Below are 17,551 nucleotides of genomic sequence, written 5' to 3'. Positions count from 1 at the left end.
GAATAAAATCAGCCCGTTTAGACGGATTAAATCTATTCGGGCTGATTTTGAAGGTGAGTTTCCTGGTGTCGGCGTGCATAAAACTAAGAATTAGCATCAAATATGGCCAGTTATTTTATGCCGTAAGTATTTAAAATTGCCTGATATAAAATATTCACCCCATCCATTAAAGAATCCTCATTGAAAGTCATTTCAGGATGATGAAGACCAGGTTTCAAATCGCACCCTAAGCCTACCATTGTTGCTTTTAAATCGGGTCTTTTAATTGTGTAAAAGTGAAAGTCATCTCCTCCTGGTGTGATTAAAGGCTTGTCTACCTTATCTTCACCCAAGGTATCTTTAATAGCTTTTTCCATTAATTGGATTGCTTCTTCATTTGTTTTAGCGGCGGCTATTCCATGAGAGTTGGTTAGAATTTCTACATTGTATAATGATTTAACAGAATCTAAGATTTCATAGACAGATTTAATTAGTTTATCCATCAATTCATTGTCTTGAGCTCGAAGGTCCAATGATAGTGATGCATTTCCTGGGATAATATTGGCGCTTTTACCTCCAGCATGAAATTTCGTCATCTTAACTGAATGAGGAGTGCGCGGATCTAGATGAATTTTTCCTAGCATGTTTACAATTTCTGAACCTATTTCAATTGCATTACTAGTAAGGTGTGGGCGAGCTCCATGAGCATCTTCACCCTTTATTTCTAGATTAATAGTTTTGGCAGCTCCGTGTACGATTACTGGAGTTGCTCGTCCCATGTCAGTTTCTTGAATTGGTCTTAGATGTATTCCAAATAAGTAGTCGACGTCGTCAACTACTTGTTCTTCGACCATCTTTAACGCTCCCGCACCTTTCTCTTCTGCAGGTTGAAAAATAAATTTCACTGCAACTTTATCTTTTAAATTACTATTCTGTTTTAGTTTCCACAATACACCAAGCACCATTGCCATATGAGAATCGTGTCCACATGAATGATTTGCTTTAAATTCTCCATCCACTTCCTGCCACAATGCATCAATATCAGCCCGAACACCCACTATTGGTAAGTTGCTTTCGAAATTTCCGAATTCACCAACTAAACCAGTACAATCCTCAAACGTTCGAACCTTACATCCGTTTTTTTCTAGTATTTCTTTAATATATTTTGTGGTCTCAACTTCTTTCCAACTAACTTCTGCATTTTCATGTAAATAATGAAAAGTTTCCTTAACCTGTTCTTCAATAAGATTCTTCATTATTCTTCACCATCCTTTATGAAATATTTATAAGTTTCATGTATTATTGCCCTCTCATCTACTCTCTCTATCACTTCATTTAAAATAGCATCTATTAGAGAGATGGTGACTGGCCCCTTACTGAATAAATTTTTATTAGATACATGAATGGGAACAACGATATCTGCGAATTCAACAATGGGTGCGACTTGGGAGTCTGTTATAGTGATCACTTTAATACCCTTGCTTTTTGCTTCTTCCGCAAGACGAAGTGTATCAAGTGCGTATCGATAGAAAGAAAAAACTATAATACAAGATTTCTCTGGAAGTAAGTCTAGTAATCCAGCATCTGTTTCGGGTCGATAGAGAGAAGCATTTCCTAAAATATAATTTAAATTAAAGTAAAGCCAATGAGCGAAAGTGAATGAGTGATAATAACCTGCAATGACTAATTTATCGCTATTTATGATTTCTTCAGTCATAGCATCGATTTTCTCTGTATCTATTTCATCAACATATTTTTTTATGTTGTTTATGTCTCTGATCATGCTATCCACGTAGTTATTATTCTCATTATTTGCATAGTCTTCTGTCTCAAATGAATTTTGATTTAAGTCTAAAAGATGCTTTCTTACATCTTTTTGAAGCTCCTTAAACCCCACATATTCAATGGTATTGCAAAACCGTATGACCATAGTTTCGCTTACGCCTATTATGCTTCCTACCTTTTTTGCCGGATGTATGGCAAATATCATAGGATCTGTAATTAGATGATCCGCAACTTTTTTGAGTCCTTTTGTTAAATCTGGAAATTTTGCTTTTGTCTTAGTTAAGTATTTTGGGTTCATAATCTCACCTTTTGAAGTTTTTGCAACATTTGCTATTGAAATAAATTATATAATTCATTAAACTTTTATACAAGTAAAAATTTTCTGAAAATAGGAGGGAAAGTAATGAGTGCTCAACAAGATCGAATTGAAGAACAGGAACCTCAGGTGTCAAAAAGGAAGAAAATAGGATTACCAGATGCTTATGTCATATTATTTGGAATTTTAGTTTTAGCCGCTATTGCAACCTATTTCATTCCTGCTGGGAGCTTTGATAGGGAAACTACAGATGGGATTACAACCGTAATACCTGATAGTTATCATGGGACTGGCCAACAACCAGCAAGCTTTATTGCAGTATTCAGAGCCATCCAGCAAGGTATGATTGATTCCGCGGGCTTGATTTTCTTGGTTTTGATTATCGGTGGCTCATTTGCAGTAATAGAATATACTGGTGCCATTGATGCTTTAATTATGAAAACGATTAATAAAACAAAGAACAAAGAATATTGGCTAATTATTATCGTTTGCACATTGTTTTCTATCTTCGGAGCCTTAGGTATCATTGTCAATGCGGTTATTGCCTTTATACCAATTGGAATTATTATGGCTCGTTCTATGAGATTAGATGCGGTTGTTGGGGTTTCTATTATTTACTTAGGAGCCTACGCAGGGTTTAATACTGCTTTTTTAGACCCATTAACCACCGGAATGGCCCAGCAAATTGCACAAGTACCACTATTTTCAGGTATCGGATTTAGAATATTAATTTATCTTACCGTACTTTCATCGACTATTTTGTATATTTGGTGGTATGCAAACAAAGTTAAGAAAGATCCTCGAAAAAGTGTATTAGGTAATAATAGATTTCCAAAACACCAGGAAAAGAACGTGGATAAAACTCCAAAAGAATTAACTGGTGTACATAAGCTGGTTATTACCTGGTTAGCTGTAGGAATTGGAATATATATTTTTGGAGTTTTTCAATTCGGATGGTCTCTTAATGAAATGGCAGCAATGTTTATTGTTATTTCACTAGGAACAGCAGTAATAGCCAAAATTACTCCTAACAGATTAGTAGAAGAATTCTTTAATGGATGTAAAGGATTAGTTTACGGAGCATTAATCATTGGTATGGCCCGATCAATTGTGGTGATTTTACAAGATGGTCAAATCTTAGATACCGTTGTCCAAGGAATGGCAACAATAATGGAACCGTTTTCAAGTGTTTGGGGCGCAATAGTAATGTTATTAGCGAATGGTGTATTTAACCTTCTTGTTTCCTCTGGAAGCGGGCAAGCGGCGATCGTTATGCCAATTATGACTCCGCTGGCAGATCTGATGGATATTACACGTCAAGTTGCAGTGCAGGCCTATAAAATGGGTGACGGATTTACTAATGTTATTACACCAATATCCGGTATTTTAATGGCTAACCTCGCCATAGCTGGAATCCCATGGACGAAATGGATTAAATACATCATGCCGCTAGTTTTGATTTGGTTTGCAATAGGTGCTTTCTATTTAGCTATTGCTGTTTGGATTGGCTGGGGTTCAATTTAATATAGAGAGGATATGTTGTTGATGAACATCGATGAAATTATTTTGTATAAAGTGCAAATGAAAATGAAAACCCCTTTTACAACTAGTTTTGGTACAGAGCATAATCGTTTCTTTTTATTAGTTGAAGCTAAGAATAAAGAGGGTCTATCAGGTTGGGGAGAATGTGTGACCTCTGAACGGCCGCTATATAGCGAAGAGTTTACTCAATCTAGCTGGTTAATGTTAGAAAAATTTTTAATTCCATTAGTTTTGGAAAACTCATTAGATCATCCAGATGATCTACAAGAAATATTTGATTTATATAAGCTAAATAATATGGCGAAGTCAGCTTTGGAGGGGGCCGTGTGGGATCTATATGCAAAATCAAAAGGAATTTCATTAGCAAAAGCATTAGGCGGAAATAAATCAACTGTTGATGTAGGAATTAGCTTAGGAATAGAAAGTAAGAGTGAAAATTTACTGAATTTAATTGCCGAGAAAAAGGAAGAAGGATATAAACGGATCAAAGTCAAAATTATGCCTGGGAAGGATATAGAAGTATTGAGTCAAATACGTAATAAGTTTCCGCATATCCCCTTAATGGTAGATGCAAATAATGCTTACTCATTAGAAGATATGAAGACACTAAAAGAAATGGATAAATTTGATCTGATGATGATTGAACAGCCTTTGACAGCAGGAGATCTTGTTGATCATGCTAAATTGCAAGAAGAACTAGAGACTCCTATATGCCTTGATGAAAGTATACATTCCCTTGAAAATGCTAGGCAGGCAATAGAATTAGTAAGTTGTGGGATTATCAACATGAAAATTGGGAGGGTGGGAGGATTAACAAACGCTAAAAAGATTCATGACCTCTGTGAAAATGAAAATATCCCCCTATGGTGTGGAGGTATGCTTGAATCAGGAATTGGGAGAGCGCATAATATAGCTATTACGTCATTATCTAATTTCAAACTTCCTGGTGACACGGCATCCTCCGCAAGATACTGGGAAAATGATATTATTGAGCCGGAAGTAGTTGCGGAAAATGGAAGAGTAGATGTTCCTAATGGCCCCGGAATTGGTTTCGATGTGAATAAAAACGAGATTGAAAAACATACTTTGGAAAGAAAAGTATTTAAACAGAATTCGAAAAAAGTAGGTTGAATATCTGATTCTGAAAAAAGCGCCAATATAGGGCGCTTTTTTTATAGAAATCAAGGATAATAGATAATCATCATTCTCTTTAAAGGAGGAAACACATTCTATGAAATTTGAAAAAGTACGCTGGGGAATTATCGGATGTGGCGACGTCACCGAAGTAAAGAGCGGACCCGCCTTTCAAAAAGCAGAAAAATCAGAGCTCGTCGCCGTGATGAGGAGAACAGGGGAACTTGCGAAAGACTATGCAGAAAGACACCATGTGCCGAAATGGTACGATGACGCAGATGCCTTGATTAACGATTCGGAAGTGGACGCGGTGTATATTGCCACGCCGCCAGGCTCGCACAAAGAGTACACTCAGAAGGTGGCTGCAGCAGGAAAACCGGTGTATGTAGAAAAGCCGATGGCCCGTAGCTGGGAAGAGTGCAAGGAGATGGTCGCTGCTTGTGAAAAGGCAGGGGTTCCGTTGTATGTAGCTTATTACCGCAGGGCGCAGCCGAGATTTCTTAAGATTAAGGAGTTATTAGATGAGCAGCGCATAGGCGATGTACGTTTTGTGTCTTCCACTCAATATCAGAAAGCAAGAGAAAATGTACAGGATTCGCAAAGTCTACCGTGGAGGGTGCAGCCTCAATTTGCCGGGGGCGGTTTATTTTTCGATCTAGCCAGCCACACGCTCGATATTCTCGATTATCTGCTGGGACCTATTAAGGAGGCAAAAGGAATTGCTTCGAATCAGGCAGGCTTGTACGAAGCGGAAGATATCGTCACGGGGACGTATCGATTTGATTCGGGTGTTCACGGTGTAGGAAAGTGGTGCTTTACTGCTTTTGAAGATGTCGATTTGAATGAAATCGTCGGCAGCAAAGGGAAGATTACCTTTTCCACCTTTGGAGACGATCCAGTTGTGTTGACAACGGCAGATGGAAGGCAGGAATGGAACTTTGAACGGCCGCAGCACGTACAGCAGCCGCTGATTGAAACCATGGTCGCTGATTTAACAGGAAATGGACACTGCTATAGTACCGGCGTGTCAGGCGCGAGAACGAACTGGGTGATGGATGAGATAGTGAATAAATAGTGGACAGGGGGGACAGGTACAGTTGTCCCAATTTTTTGGGACAAACGTACCTGTCCCCCCTGTCCCAGAAAAAAATAAGGTTGTACCTTTGGGAGATCCGTGTTAGGATTTATCTAAATATTAAATCAATGAATGCAAACGTCTTCATAACTAATGCAGTTTATATTAATGCATTTTTATTTTTAGCATTTATGCAAACGTCTGCATTAAAATTGCATTCTAAGACTCATATATTTTTTGGGTTTTGTGTAAGCGGATTCATTGATTTAAATACTTTGAGGAGTGGTGGAATGAAGAATAAGTTTCGGTTAGGAATGGCTTCTGCATTGTTAGCGGCAAGTGTGGCTTTATCTGGTTGTTCATTTGGTGCTGGAGACAGTGAAGAGGCTGGAGGGTCTTCGTCTGGAGACGGAGTCACGGTCGATGTTTTTCAATTTAAAGTTGAGTTTAAAGATCAATTCGAAGATCTGGTAAAGAAATATGAAAAAGAAAATCCGGATGTAAACATCAACGTGAAAACCGTTGGCGGCGGAAATGATTATGGTGCTTCATTGAAGAGTTCTTTCTCATCCGGTGAAGAGCCGGACATCTTTAATGTCGGCGGTCCTACTGATGTAGATGAATATGAAAAATACTTAGCAGACGTATCCGATACGAAAGCAGCGAAGGCCGCTCTTGATGGCACGCTGACGAGTGTTGATCGTGATGGCAAGATTCTTGGACTTCCGTTTAACCAGGAAGGCTACGGTATTCTTTATAACAAAAAGGTATTTAAGGATGCCGGCATTGATCCTAAATCGATTAAGAGTCTGGATGATTTAGAGAAGGTTTCTAAGGAACTGGAAAGTAAAAAGGATGAGCTTGGCATTAAAGCTCCATTCGCTTTACCGGCCAAAGAAAAATGGGTGCTGGGTAACCACTTAGCCAATGCCTACATTGCGGATGAATTCAACAACAGTGTGATGGATGCGTATAAAGCAGATACGATTAAATTCGAAATGGGTGACAAGATGCACCGATTCGTGGACATTCAGAATGATTATTCCATTCAGCCGACGCTGAGTCTTGATTACTCTCAGCAAGTTGAGCAGTATTTCTCTTTAGGCAAAGTAGCCATGATTCAGCAAGGGAACTGGGTGTATAACACCATTGAGTCTATGGATGAAGATTTTGCAAAGAACAATGTTGGACTCATGCCGATTCCGGTCAAAGGCTATGAAGGCAGCATTCCAGTCGGCGTACCGAACTACTGGGTAGTCAATAAAGAATCTGATGATAAAGTCGTTCAAGCCAGTAAAGATTTCTTAGACTGGATGTACACCTCTGATGAAGGTAAGAAATTTGTAACGGACGAGTTCAAATTTATTCCTGCTTATGAAGGCTATGAAGACATGGAGATCGCGGACCCTATTTCTCAAGAGATTTATAACTATGCCAAAGACGGCAAAACGTTAGGATGGGTCTTTATGGGAGCTCCAACAGGCTGGACGGAAGGTTCGGTTGGCGTAGCGATTCAGGAATACATTGCCGGCGATATTTCTTGGGATGAAGTAGAGAAACGAGCAACGAAAGATTGGGAAGACGCACGTCAATAGTCAAGAGAGGAAGAGCCGGCAGCAGGGAGGGTTTCCTTTTGCCGGCGGTCTTTCCCTATTTTTTCTATTAAACGAGAGGTGCCTCATTTAATAGTGAAGATAGTGAAGGAACGATTTACAACATATTAGGAGGCGGACATATGCGCAATCGCAGTTTGTCATTTTGGCTTTTTCTCACCCCGGTGATTCTCGGTTTAGGAATTGTGGTCGTGATTCCATTTATTTATGGCTTTATTTATTCGTTTACCGACTGGAACGGACTGGCGGCGGATAAATTTATTGGTTTTAAAAATTATATGAACTTATTCCACGAATCCGAGTTCTTAGATTCGATTTGGTTTACGGTGAAATTCGCTGTGGTCACGGTGATTCTTCTGAACGTGTTTGGTTTGGGACTGGCTATGCTCGTGACCAGAAAAATCAAATCGAACAACGCACTTCGTACCGTGTTTTTTATGCCGAACTTAATAGGCGGGCTAATTCTCGGTTTTATTTGGCAGTTTATTTTCGTAAGTGTATTTAGTGACTTGTCCAACCTGACAGGCATCGAAAGCCTGGATGGCTGGCTTTCCACGACGGCGACAGGCTTCTGGGGACTTGTGATCTTAACATCCTGGCAGATGGCAGGTTACATTATGATTATCTATATTGCTTACTTGGAGAATATCCCGAAAGAACTGATCGAAGCGGCTAAGATTGATGGCGCAAGCAGCATGCAGCGTTTTCGTAACGTAACGTTTCCGCTCGTCGCTCCCGCCTTTACTGTTAGTATGTTTTTAACCCTTTCGACCGCGTTCAAAATTTATGACCAGAACTTGTCGCTGACCAATGGCGGCCCCTTCAACTCTACTCAGATGGTGGCGATGGAAATTGTTAAAACCGCATTCTCAGACAACCAGATGGCTTACGCTCAGGCGAAAGCGGTCATCTTCTTCTTGATCGTTGCGGTGATTGCCCTTTCTCAAGTGTATTACAACAAGAAGAAGGAGGTTGACCTATAATGAAGAAGAATCAGGAAAAGAGAAATAAGGTCATTATTGAGATCCTCGGCATTTTACTTGGATTACTGTGGATTTCTCCCTTTTATTTAATGATTGTTAATGCGTTTAAGACGAAGCGGGAAATTTTCGAAGGGGTGCTTGGTGTTCCGGCCAAGGTAGTCTTCGATAATTTCGTTCAGGCGTTCAATGATCTGGATTTTCTAAAATCGCTGTTTAACTCCGTGCTGATTACAGGAATGAGTATTGCGATTATCATCTTGTTCTCCTCGATGGCGGGGTACGCGTTAGCACGGAATAAAAGTAAATTGAGCGGGTTTATTTTCTTTATTTTCGTAGCGGCGATGCTGATTCCTTTCCAATCGGTGATGATTCCGCTGGTGTCAATCTTTGGCCAGGCAAATATGCTCAATGGGGCAGGGCTTATCTTCATGTATCTCGGATTTGGCTGCAGTTTATCCATTTTCCTTTATCATGGAGCGTTAGCCGGTATTTCGAAGTCACTGGATGAAGCGGCGATTATCGATGGGGCCAGCCGGTTTCAAACCTTCTGGTACATTATCTTTCCGTTGTTAAAACCGATTTCTGTAACGGTAGGAATTCTCAATACGATTTGGATTTGGAACGATTACCTGCTTCCGTCTTTGGTCCTAAGTGAAAATAATGCTACGATTCCATTAAAGATGTTTTATTTCTTTGGCCAGTATACGAAGCAATGGCATCTAGCGCTGGCCGGGCTGACGATTGCGATTATTCCCGTCATTATTGGATACTTCTTTGCTCAGAAGCAGATTATAAACGGAGTATCGGAGGGTGCGGTGAAATAGGAATTTGAGGAGTAGGTGAGCATGAACGTAACGATTAAAGATGTAGCAAGCAAAGCCAAGGTTGCTACTTCGACGGTATCCAGAGTCATCTCTGATAGTCCAAAGATCAGCGAGGATACTAAAAGAAGAGTAAGAGCGGTGATGGAGGAGCTTGGCTACCATCCCAACTATAATGGAAGAATTCTCGTCAGCCAGTCAACGAAGACGATTGGGATTGTGACGAAAGTCTCTACCATCAATTCTTCTGATAATTTGTTTTTTACAGAGCTCCTGAGAGGGATCAGTGAGGCTTCCCATGAACAGGATTACAGCATTTATTTAACCACTGGAAATAACGAAGCGTCCATTTTTAAAGAAGTTGAAAAAATGGTCAAAGGCAAGCGGGTGGACGGCGTGATTGTGCTGTATTCGAAAGAGGATGACCAAGTGGTGCCTTTTCTGAGGGAGAACCAGATGCCATTTGTGATGCTTGGGAAACCTGTGGAAAGAGCCAATGAAACCTTGTTCGTCGATAATGACAATGTGCAGGCAAGTAAAGAGGCCACCCAGTACTTACTGAAGATGGGGCATGAAAGAATTGGATTTATCGGCGGCGACTCAAGCTTCGAAGTGGCCAGGGATCGTTTAGAAGGATACAAACAAGCCTTACTCAGCAAAGATCTGGAGCTAGAAGAAGGTGTGATCAAGAATATTGAACAGGAATCCGATGGTACCGAGCGGGTTGTCGAGGAGATTCTGGCTTTGCCGGAACCTCCCACAGCTCTTGTCATCACGAATGATTACCATGCCTTAAAGGTGATGCGTTATATGGAAAGAAAAGGACTTAAGCTTCCGGAAGAAATGAGTATTATTGGGTTTAACAATACGATGATATCAACGCTTGCCAATCCGCCGTTAACGACAGTCGATACCCAATCCTATCAGCTGGGACATGAGTCGGCTAAGAATTTGATTGATCTATTGAATGATCCATCTGCCGTTATGAAAAGCATCATCATTCCGACCGTCATTATTGAACGGCAATCCTGTGAGAACCGGACCCATTCGCAGCACAAACCGGTATAACTAGAGGAGGAGAAGAACATGAATCAGTCATCAGGCCTTCAAAGCGGCATGTACGCCGTTAGTTTATGGATTTCAAGATTTGCCCTGGCCAACCTTCAGTGGATCCTGTTCAGCCTGCCGATCTGGTGGATCGTTCTCAGAATGCTCGACTTGGAGCAGGCAGAGCAATGGCTCTATGTCCTGCCTCCTCTACTTGTAGGTTTGCCAGTGTTCTTCTTTCCCGCGACGGCGGCTCTGTTCGCCAAAGCCCGCTCCTGGATTATCCCGAAGGAAGAGGAAAAAGAGCGGTCATATTTATCGTATTACAAGGAAAATTATAAAAAAAGCTTCCGTGGAGGGGTTGTCCTCACCTTATTCTGGGCTGTTCTTGCCGGAGACCTTTATTATTTTTCCATGAAGAGCCATCTGCTGATGAACCTGTTTTTCATTCTGGCTCTTCTGCTGGCAGTCTTTACGATTAATTTTTTCTCCGTGCTCGTCCATTTTGATATGAACGTAAAGCCGCTGCTCAAGAAGGCGTTCCTGACAACATTTTCAAGTCCTGTTCTCTTTGGAGCAGTCGCTATTAGCTTTCTAGTGATTTTGTCGATTAGCTTGTATGTGTTTCCGTTAATGATTCCAATATTTTCTGGAATCATCATAGCCTTCTTGGCATTTTCAGCTTTTTATCGGCTGTATCTTAAGCTAAATACAGAAAATAAACCAAACAGCGCCGCTTCCTGATGGAAGGCAGCGCTGTTTTTAAATTTCCGATGCCAATTCTTATCCTTGTAAATGAACTGGAATAAGAGATATCATAACAAAGGGACAGTGGGGACAGGTACGTGTGTCCCTCTGGGACATCCGTACCTGTCCCCACCGTCCCCAACACGATTAGAAAGAAGGATTTACGTTGGATAAAGGAATCATCATCCTCTTACAAATTGCCGGATTGTACGCTATATATTTAGTTGGCACAGCCATTCAAAACTTGTTTCACTTATTCATCCCAGGCAGTGTCATCGGACTTATTCTGCTGTTTATTTTACTATCTCTAAAAGTAGTGCCCGAACGGATCTTTCAGCGGGGGATCTCGTTCATGATTAAGCACCTGCCTTTCTTTTTCATACCTGCGACGGTCGGTGTGATGAGTTATGCGTATGTATTTAAAGGAAAAGGGGTATTGCTGATTGGGATCGGTCTCTTCAGCACGGCTCTTGTTATGGCGCTGGCTGGACTGGTGACCCAGTGGATGGTACGAAGGAGGGAACAAGCATGAAGGATATCTTGCTGTCTTTATTTATGGCGGGGTTTACGATTGCTGCTTACCTCGTTTCCATCCGTCTTTACCGAAAACACCGCCGCATCTACACGACACCGGTGATCGTCTCGACCGTCGTGATTATAGCGGTTCTGCTGCTGTTTCATCTGTCTTATGATACGTACATGATCGGCGGCCAATGGATCAATCATCTTTTAGGTCCTGCGGTTGTGGCGCTTGCTTATCCGCTCTATCAGTATAGAGACATTTTGAAACAGATGCTGCTTCCGATTGTGACGGGAACCACGGTCGGAGCGGTCGTTGGAATCGGTTCCGGACTGCTGCTAAGTAAATGGGCAGGGTTCAGCAGCCTGATTATCCATTCGATTGTGCCAAAATCCGTGACCACTCCTGTCGCGATGTCGATCTCTGAGTCTACAGGCGGTGTGATGCCGCTCACGGCCGTATTCGTGATGATCGCTGGTATTGGCGGCATGTTGATTCACCCGTTTGTGATGCGATACAGCAGACTCACTCACCGAATCGGCCGCGGTGTCGGGATGGGAAGTGCGTCACACGCAATCGGAACAGCGACCGCGATGGAGCGGGATACGCTGGAAGGCTCCATCAGTACGGTGGCGATGATTTTGAGTGCGGTGATCGTATCAATTATTGCGCCAGGACTGACGCTGCTGCTGCTATAGTAGGGGGACAGGGGGGGACAGGTACGTGTGTCCCAATTTTGGGACATCTGTACCTGTCCCCCCTGTCCCATGGTTAAATATCAGGGTAGTCATGTTCATCGCTAGGAGATGCCGGACTGATTCGTTCGTGTTCACAAGGAAGCGAGTCATCTTTGTCTGGCAGTGGGTTAAGAGAAGGGGAGGGCATTTTGGCAGGAACGATCATAATAACAGCCCCTTTGTATAAAATTTCGAATTAAATAAAGCTAAGCTTTCTTCATAACACGCTGCTGCTTGCTTATATTTGTGAAGGCTTTGATAATAGCTGCCGAGCAAATGCGTGTAACGGACGACATATTCCATTTTGGAAATAGAACGAAAATGTGGGATGGCATGGTCGGATGCAAAGGTTTCAAAATCGGGTTCAACCTTAATATATTTTAGAAGAATTTGAAAGTGATAATAATAAGAGTGGTCATACTCATTCATTCGTATTATTTCAAGTCCTTGTTCCGCCCACTTCCTGCATTCGATATATTCCTCTAAACGATAGTACTCCGTCACCATACAAAAAATGGTCGAGAGGAGAAGGTGGTCCGGGACGTTCGCCTTCAATTTATAGTCGTAACATATTTGAAATTCTTCGATTGCCCTTAAAGACTCTCCCTTTGTTACAAAATGATGGGCTAAATTATGGCAGGCTTTACTGATCAATAGGGTGTCGTCGATATTTTTCGCAATCTTGATCGCTTTGGATAACTGTTCTTTAGCGATCGTGATTAAATTTGTTCGTTCATATGTAATCCCTAATAAGAGGTGGCATTGGGCAGACCGCTTAAAATGATAAGTGGTCTGATAGAAGGCAAGAGCCTCCCTCGTGTAATGAATCGATAAGGGATCGAGTCTCAGCTTCGACGTTGTAAGGCCCAATATATAGTTTAGCTCCGCTGTCTCCCATGCCTCATTATCAGTTAAGCGGGAACGGAGGCTACGGGCTTCGTTGAGAAGCTTATAAGCGGACTCATACTTCTGCTGATAAAAGTCATGGAGAGCTTTGATTCGAGAGTAATAATATAATCCCTCTTTATCCAAAGATACTAGCTCTATTTCTCCTATGCCTGCAAGTAAATGTGCAGCTTCTGTGAATTCCTGATTGTATAAACAGTAGAAGGCGCGTACGACTTTGTAATAGTAGTCAGAGACCAGGCTTTTTTGATTGACCATAAGTTTTTCATAACTTTTTAAGCGTTTAGAGGCACTGTCCAGTTTTTTCTCTGCAATTTCTTTGTAGCACTTCTTCAATTGTTGAACAACGTTTTGACTGGTTTGCAATTCATTCTCCTGAATTCCTAACCGATCTTTCAATAAGTTTGAAATTTCCCGGCTGGGCTGCTCGATATTATTTTCAATTCGTGAAAGGTAGGAAACAGAAATAATTCCCTTCGCTAACTCCCTTTGAGTGATTTTGTTTTTCTTTCTAAAATATTTAATATAAGATCCTAAATTCTCCATACCATCCACCTGCCCCCAGATTAAATTGTACTGGAAAGATACCATTGGCGTAAGAGTTTAGAATGTAAAATTAATGTAAACATGAGGGAGAATTGATACGGATTTAATGATTCAAAAAAACAGACCCCTTAGGAGAGTCTGTTCACAAAAATGAGATCAAGTTATAAGGCAGCTTCCGTTCTGACATTTCCTTCAGAGGAAAGGACCAATCGCAGATTTGATGCATGGACTCCCCCTGGCACAATAAAAGGGATGATGTATTCTTTTGTTTGTTGGGCGGGAATGTAAAAAGAGTCGTTGTAATTTCTCGCTAATTCATAATCTGCTGAGTTGGCAAACCTGTTTGTCTTTAATTGGTATTCTTGATAAGGAATTTTTTTATCTTGGTCTGATGGATTCTTAACCTTTAATTTTACGAGATATACTTTATATCCGTTTGCGTCTGAAAGCCTGGCGCTGACTTCAGATGGTTTTTTCATGGAGTAAGACGATACCTCAGTCACTAATTGATCGGTCGGAGAAGTAACTTTTTGTTGTTTTTCATAGACTTTTACCTGCTGAGATGGAATGTCTGCATTCACCCGATGAAATTGAAATCCAGCAATTGCAGCAAATAATAGGAAAGCAGCGCTGAGCATCCATTTATATTTTTTTATAAAATTCATAGGATTACACCTCTTGTACAGATTTGAAATGGATTATTTTTCCGTTTTCCATTGTGTATTGTTCATCTACTAACCACTCAAGCTCCTCTTTATCATGACTGGCTATGAGGATAGTTTTCCCTTCATTTCTCAGCTTGATAAGCAGATCTCTCACTAATGTGACCCCTGCTTCGTCCAGGGCGTTCGTAGGTTCATCCAGAATAAGAATATCGGGATTCTCCATAATCGCTTGAGCGATGCCCAGCCGCTGCTTCATTCCTAACGAATATTTCCTGTATTTTCGCTTGTCCATTGGATCTAATCCCAGTTTTGCAATGCTTTTTTTAATTTCCTTCTCACTGATCTCATTTTTAATACTTGCGATAATTTGAAGGTTTTTAAGTCCTGTATATTGAGATAAGAAACCAGGATATTCAATCAATATTCCAACACTCCTTGGAAACGATAAATCCTTCCCGAGTTTTTCCCCGTCAATTCTGATTTCCCCTTCAGTGGAAAGGATCAGGCCGCATATCGTCCGGAACAACATCGTTTTGCCAGAACCATTCTTTCCTTGAAAACCGTATATTTTTCCAGCTTCTAATTGAAGGTCGATCGAATCGAGAACCTTTATTCCTTTAATCGATTTCGATACCCCGCTCAGTTCTATTTTATAACTCATATCTTACCTACTCCTTATCTATGTCTATTTTTCTAAAATACAAACCTCCGGCAAGGCAGATCCCGATAGAAATTCCAATGTTATATATAAAGGATGCCGCAATGCCGGGCAGCTGTTCATTGAATAATCCTTGCCGCAGAATAATAGAGTGCATCGCCGGTGACCCTGAAAAGTGAATAAATAGAGAAGAGAAAAGAATCACTACTACGATCAAGAAACTATAAATGGATGAAAAACGTGCCAATAAAGTCATTAACAAAAACGTAAGCAGCAGGTTACCCGTATAAAGCAGACCAACCATCACAAGAACGAAAAGGAATGGGTGGATAGAAGTGCTGAGGAGCGGCACAATCATCTTATTTCCATAGGTGCTCCAGTTAAATGAAAGATCAACGTAAAAGGAAGAGAGAAGCAACGTCACGAGCACCAGCACTCCATAATAAACGAACATTAGGACTCCAATGCTGAGCGTCTTGCTCATCCACCATTTTCCTCTGGAGGAGCGGCTGATAATGTAGGGACCGTTCTCTTTAAAATCCTCCTCTGTAAAATTCCCGACAAGAAATACACCGTAAAGCTGAACCAGCAGCCAAACATACGGAAGCTCTTTGTCAGTGGGAGCTGTCCCCTTGAAATTCAGGAATAAGACATCCGTCAAGCTTGCTTGGATGTTCTGATAATCGTGTAGCTGAAACCAGTGATTTAAATTATATAAAGAAACGGAAGTTATAAATATAGTAAGGCCGATCGCTGCTATCCATTTATACAGGTTGGATGAGAACAGCAGCAATAGATCTCTTTTAATTAAATGTCTCATGCTAACTCCTTATGTTCGAAAATCTGTTCTTTTGATTATGTAGACGCCTGCCAGGAATAAAAGAAGGAAAATTGCACAAAGATAACCGAAATCGCTAACCAAAGTGCCGGGAAACAGACAATCCATGTAAGAAATTTCTACTTTATCAAGAATAATAGAAAGATCCGAAAAAGCATCCAGCATAAGCATCCCTAACATCAGGATGTAACTAATGATTTCACTTCTAATAAGTAAAATGAGAATGTAAGTGAACAAGGTCATAATGCAGATGGCCAGTATTAAGAAAATAGAGTAGACCATTCCTATATAGACTGGATGATAGAGAGACTGATTTTCCTTCCATACAGATAAACTATGTAATTGCGGATCCGTTTTGGTTATATGAAAGGCGACTTGATACAGTGTGCTGTTCGTCGCCGTCCAGCTGGTTATCTTACGGATAAAAAACAGGCTAAATAATATATTTACTGCACCAAAGATGAAAACGAATAGCGTGGAATGAGTGATTATTTTACCTGTGACCGCTTTGAAATAGTTGAATCTTGTCTTGTAGGGAAGGATGTAAATTTCTTTATCATACAATGAGATGATATTGATCATCACAATCGACATGAATGGCAGGATTTCAAGTGCCAGACTTCTTTTATTATAATTATAAACAAGCAAATCCGTACCGCTCGCTTCTGCACCACTTCCCTGTAGACTATCCAGAAAATAGTCTCCTCGTAAATAGAACGAGAGGGTCAAGATGACTAAGATAACTAGAATTCTCCCAAAGATCGGATTCCAGTCATTGAAAATGCTAAACAGCTGATTGTTCCAGTGTTGTTTAATAGACTTCACGTTTCCGTATTCCTCCTAGAAATAGAACGCTTGAAACGAACAGCAATAGCAGGAGTTCCAAGGCGATGATAGAAAACTGGATATGATAGACGGGTTGTCCGGGAACAAGAAATTTAAAAGGGACCATGGCTGGCTGGCCCGTCAATTCGAAGCCGGTTTCCAGTGCTAAGTTTACAATAAAAGGAATGACCAGCACAATGAACACACGATTAGTAAAGACAGCGGCCGCTAAGCCCATCACAGCATAAATACCGGCAAAGAAGAAGTTGATTAACCCATAAACGGCACAGTAAAGGAACGTGTGATCATAAAACAGGGAACTCCACATTGAATTCAGCCCGATGCTTGATGTCCCGTAGGCAATATCAGGGGTCACGATGGGTAGAAGAAGAGCAATGAGCGCAAAATTTAAGGCTAAAGGGACCAAATAAGCGACTGCCCCCGTCATAAAGGTGCTTATAAATTTGGAAACCAAATAATTTCTTCTTGAAGTTCTCGTATAGATACTTTTGATAAAGCCTGAATTGAGATCCTGAGTATAAGAATAGGCAAAGGGAACACAGGCGAGTATCGGCATCAGAAAAAACAGCAAATTCGTTTCAAAAGCAGACCAATTCATCCCGATCCACTGGTAATATGCATTTAAATGGGTGGCACTCTCAAAGTCTTGTACTGGATACATAGGAATCACATGTCTAATTATGTAAATGAAGGAAAGTAAATTTCCAATAATCAATGAGGTTAAGAAAGACCAACTACCAAAACCTCGTTTAAGTTCGGTTCTAAGCAAAGCTTTCACAACTAGCAATCTCCT

At 40.9% G+C, this 17,551-nt stretch carries 19 protein-coding genes; 10 read left to right on the top strand and 9 right to left on the bottom strand.

All coding sequences use genetic code 11. The annotated features are described in order from the left end of the window. Nucleotides 1-110: 110 nt before the first annotated feature. Complete coding sequence (locus tag Q7A53_RS17060; protein ID WP_411790397.1) at nucleotides 111-1,235, bottom strand: M20 peptidase aminoacylase family protein; 1,125 nt, start codon at nucleotides 1,233-1,235, stop codon at nucleotides 111-113. Then, on the bottom strand, nucleotides 1,235-2,062 hold the full coding sequence (locus Q7A53_RS17055) for a MurR/RpiR family transcriptional regulator (protein WP_411790396.1): 828 nt from the start codon (nucleotides 2,060-2,062) through the stop codon (nucleotides 1,235-1,237). Before Q7A53_RS17055 ends, Q7A53_RS17060 begins: the two co-directional genes overlap by 1 nt. A gap of 105 nt (nucleotides 2,063-2,167) precedes the next feature. On the opposite strand from Q7A53_RS17055, the gene Q7A53_RS17050 reads away from it, so the two are divergent. From Q7A53_RS17050 to Q7A53_RS17005, 10 genes are all read left to right on the top strand, one after another. Beyond that, on the top strand, nucleotides 2,168-3,604 hold the full coding sequence (locus Q7A53_RS17050) for a YfcC family protein (protein ID WP_411790395.1): 1,437 nt from the start codon (nucleotides 2,168-2,170) through the stop codon (nucleotides 3,602-3,604). A gap of 21 nt (nucleotides 3,605-3,625) precedes the next feature. Further along, nucleotides 3,626-4,753 (top strand): o-succinylbenzoate synthase, encoded by a 1,128-nt coding sequence (gene menC, locus Q7A53_RS17045; protein ID WP_411790394.1) that lies wholly within the window; start codon nucleotides 3,626-3,628, stop codon nucleotides 4,751-4,753. Between the two features lie 100 nt (nucleotides 4,754-4,853). Continuing rightward, nucleotides 4,854-5,831 (top strand): Gfo/Idh/MocA family protein, encoded by a 978-nt coding sequence (locus Q7A53_RS17040; RefSeq protein ID WP_411790393.1) that lies wholly within the window; start codon nucleotides 4,854-4,856, stop codon nucleotides 5,829-5,831. 290 nt (nucleotides 5,832-6,121) lie between these two features. Beyond that, nucleotides 6,122-7,426 carry an ABC transporter substrate-binding protein gene (locus Q7A53_RS17035; protein ID WP_411790392.1) on the top strand — a complete coding sequence of 435 codons (1,305 nt, stop codon included), beginning with the start codon at nucleotides 6,122-6,124 and terminating at the stop codon, nucleotides 7,424-7,426. 140 nt (nucleotides 7,427-7,566) lie between these two features. Next, entirely contained in the window at nucleotides 7,567-8,427 is an 861-nt protein-coding gene (locus tag Q7A53_RS17030; RefSeq protein ID WP_411790391.1) for a carbohydrate ABC transporter permease, read from the top strand. Then, nucleotides 8,427-9,251 carry a carbohydrate ABC transporter permease gene (locus Q7A53_RS17025; RefSeq protein WP_411790390.1) on the top strand — a complete coding sequence of 275 codons (825 nt, stop codon included), beginning with the start codon at nucleotides 8,427-8,429 and terminating at the stop codon, nucleotides 9,249-9,251. The genes Q7A53_RS17030 and Q7A53_RS17025 overlap by 1 nt, the downstream gene beginning before the upstream one ends. Before the next feature lie 21 nt (nucleotides 9,252-9,272). After that, nucleotides 9,273-10,316, top strand: coding sequence for a LacI family DNA-binding transcriptional regulator (locus Q7A53_RS17020; protein ID WP_411790389.1), 1,044 nt, complete (start codon nucleotides 9,273-9,275; stop codon nucleotides 10,314-10,316). 18 nt (nucleotides 10,317-10,334) lie between these two features. Beyond that, nucleotides 10,335-11,039: a YesL family protein gene (locus Q7A53_RS17015; protein ID WP_411790388.1), complete on the top strand. Its 705-nt coding sequence runs from the start codon at nucleotides 10,335-10,337 to the stop codon at nucleotides 11,037-11,039. A 169-nt stretch (nucleotides 11,040-11,208) separates the two neighbouring features. Continuing rightward, entirely contained in the window at nucleotides 11,209-11,574 is a 366-nt protein-coding gene (locus Q7A53_RS17010) for a CidA/LrgA family protein (protein ID WP_411790387.1), read from the top strand. Beyond that, nucleotides 11,571-12,260 carry an LrgB family protein gene (locus Q7A53_RS17005; protein ID WP_411790386.1) on the top strand — a complete coding sequence of 230 codons (690 nt, stop codon included), beginning with the start codon at nucleotides 11,571-11,573 and terminating at the stop codon, nucleotides 12,258-12,260. The genes Q7A53_RS17010 and Q7A53_RS17005 overlap by 4 nt, the downstream gene beginning before the upstream one ends. Nucleotides 12,261-12,333: 73 nt before the next feature. Here the strand turns inward: Q7A53_RS17005 and Q7A53_RS17000 are convergent, their stop codons facing one another. The 7 genes from Q7A53_RS17000 to Q7A53_RS16970 all read right to left on the bottom strand — a co-directional run bounded on the left by Q7A53_RS17000 (nucleotide 12,334) and on the right by Q7A53_RS16970 (nucleotide 17,536). Beyond that, complete coding sequence (locus Q7A53_RS17000; protein ID WP_411790385.1) at nucleotides 12,334-12,465, bottom strand: hypothetical protein; 132 nt, start codon at nucleotides 12,463-12,465, stop codon at nucleotides 12,334-12,336. Beyond that, nucleotides 12,462-13,751: a helix-turn-helix domain-containing protein gene (locus tag Q7A53_RS16995; protein ID WP_411790384.1), complete on the bottom strand. Its 1,290-nt coding sequence runs from the start codon at nucleotides 13,749-13,751 to the stop codon at nucleotides 12,462-12,464. Before Q7A53_RS16995 ends, Q7A53_RS17000 begins: the two co-directional genes overlap by 4 nt. A 161-nt stretch (nucleotides 13,752-13,912) precedes the next feature. Next, the gene (locus tag Q7A53_RS16990) at nucleotides 13,913-14,416 is read right to left on the bottom strand and encodes a hypothetical protein (RefSeq protein ID WP_411790383.1); all 504 of its coding nucleotides are present in this window, start codon (nucleotides 14,414-14,416) and stop codon (nucleotides 13,913-13,915) included. A gap of 4 nt (nucleotides 14,417-14,420) precedes the next feature. Continuing rightward, nucleotides 14,421-15,077 carry an ATP-binding cassette domain-containing protein gene (locus Q7A53_RS16985; RefSeq protein ID WP_411790382.1) on the bottom strand — a complete coding sequence of 219 codons (657 nt, stop codon included), beginning with the start codon at nucleotides 15,075-15,077 and terminating at the stop codon, nucleotides 14,421-14,423. Nucleotides 15,078-15,084: 7 nt separating this feature from the next. Then, complete coding sequence (locus tag Q7A53_RS16980) at nucleotides 15,085-15,894, bottom strand: hypothetical protein (RefSeq protein ID WP_411790381.1); 810 nt, start codon at nucleotides 15,892-15,894, stop codon at nucleotides 15,085-15,087. 9 nt (nucleotides 15,895-15,903) lie between these two features. After that, nucleotides 15,904-16,737 (bottom strand): hypothetical protein, encoded by an 834-nt coding sequence (locus tag Q7A53_RS16975; protein WP_411790380.1) that lies wholly within the window; start codon nucleotides 16,735-16,737, stop codon nucleotides 15,904-15,906. Then, nucleotides 16,724-17,536: a hypothetical protein gene (locus Q7A53_RS16970; RefSeq protein ID WP_411790379.1), complete on the bottom strand. Its 813-nt coding sequence runs from the start codon at nucleotides 17,534-17,536 to the stop codon at nucleotides 16,724-16,726. The genes Q7A53_RS16975 and Q7A53_RS16970 overlap by 14 nt, the downstream gene beginning before the upstream one ends. Nucleotides 17,537-17,551 lie beyond the last annotated feature (15 nt).

Origin of the sequence: Halobacillus rhizosphaerae, from assembly GCF_046719735.1 — a bacterium.
GTDB classification, from domain to species: Bacteria; Bacillota; Bacilli; order Bacillales; family Halobacillaceae; genus Halobacillus_B; species Halobacillus_B rhizosphaerae.
The sequence above is the reverse complement of the archived record's forward strand: the minus strand, read 5'-3'. Positions and strand labels throughout refer to the sequence as shown.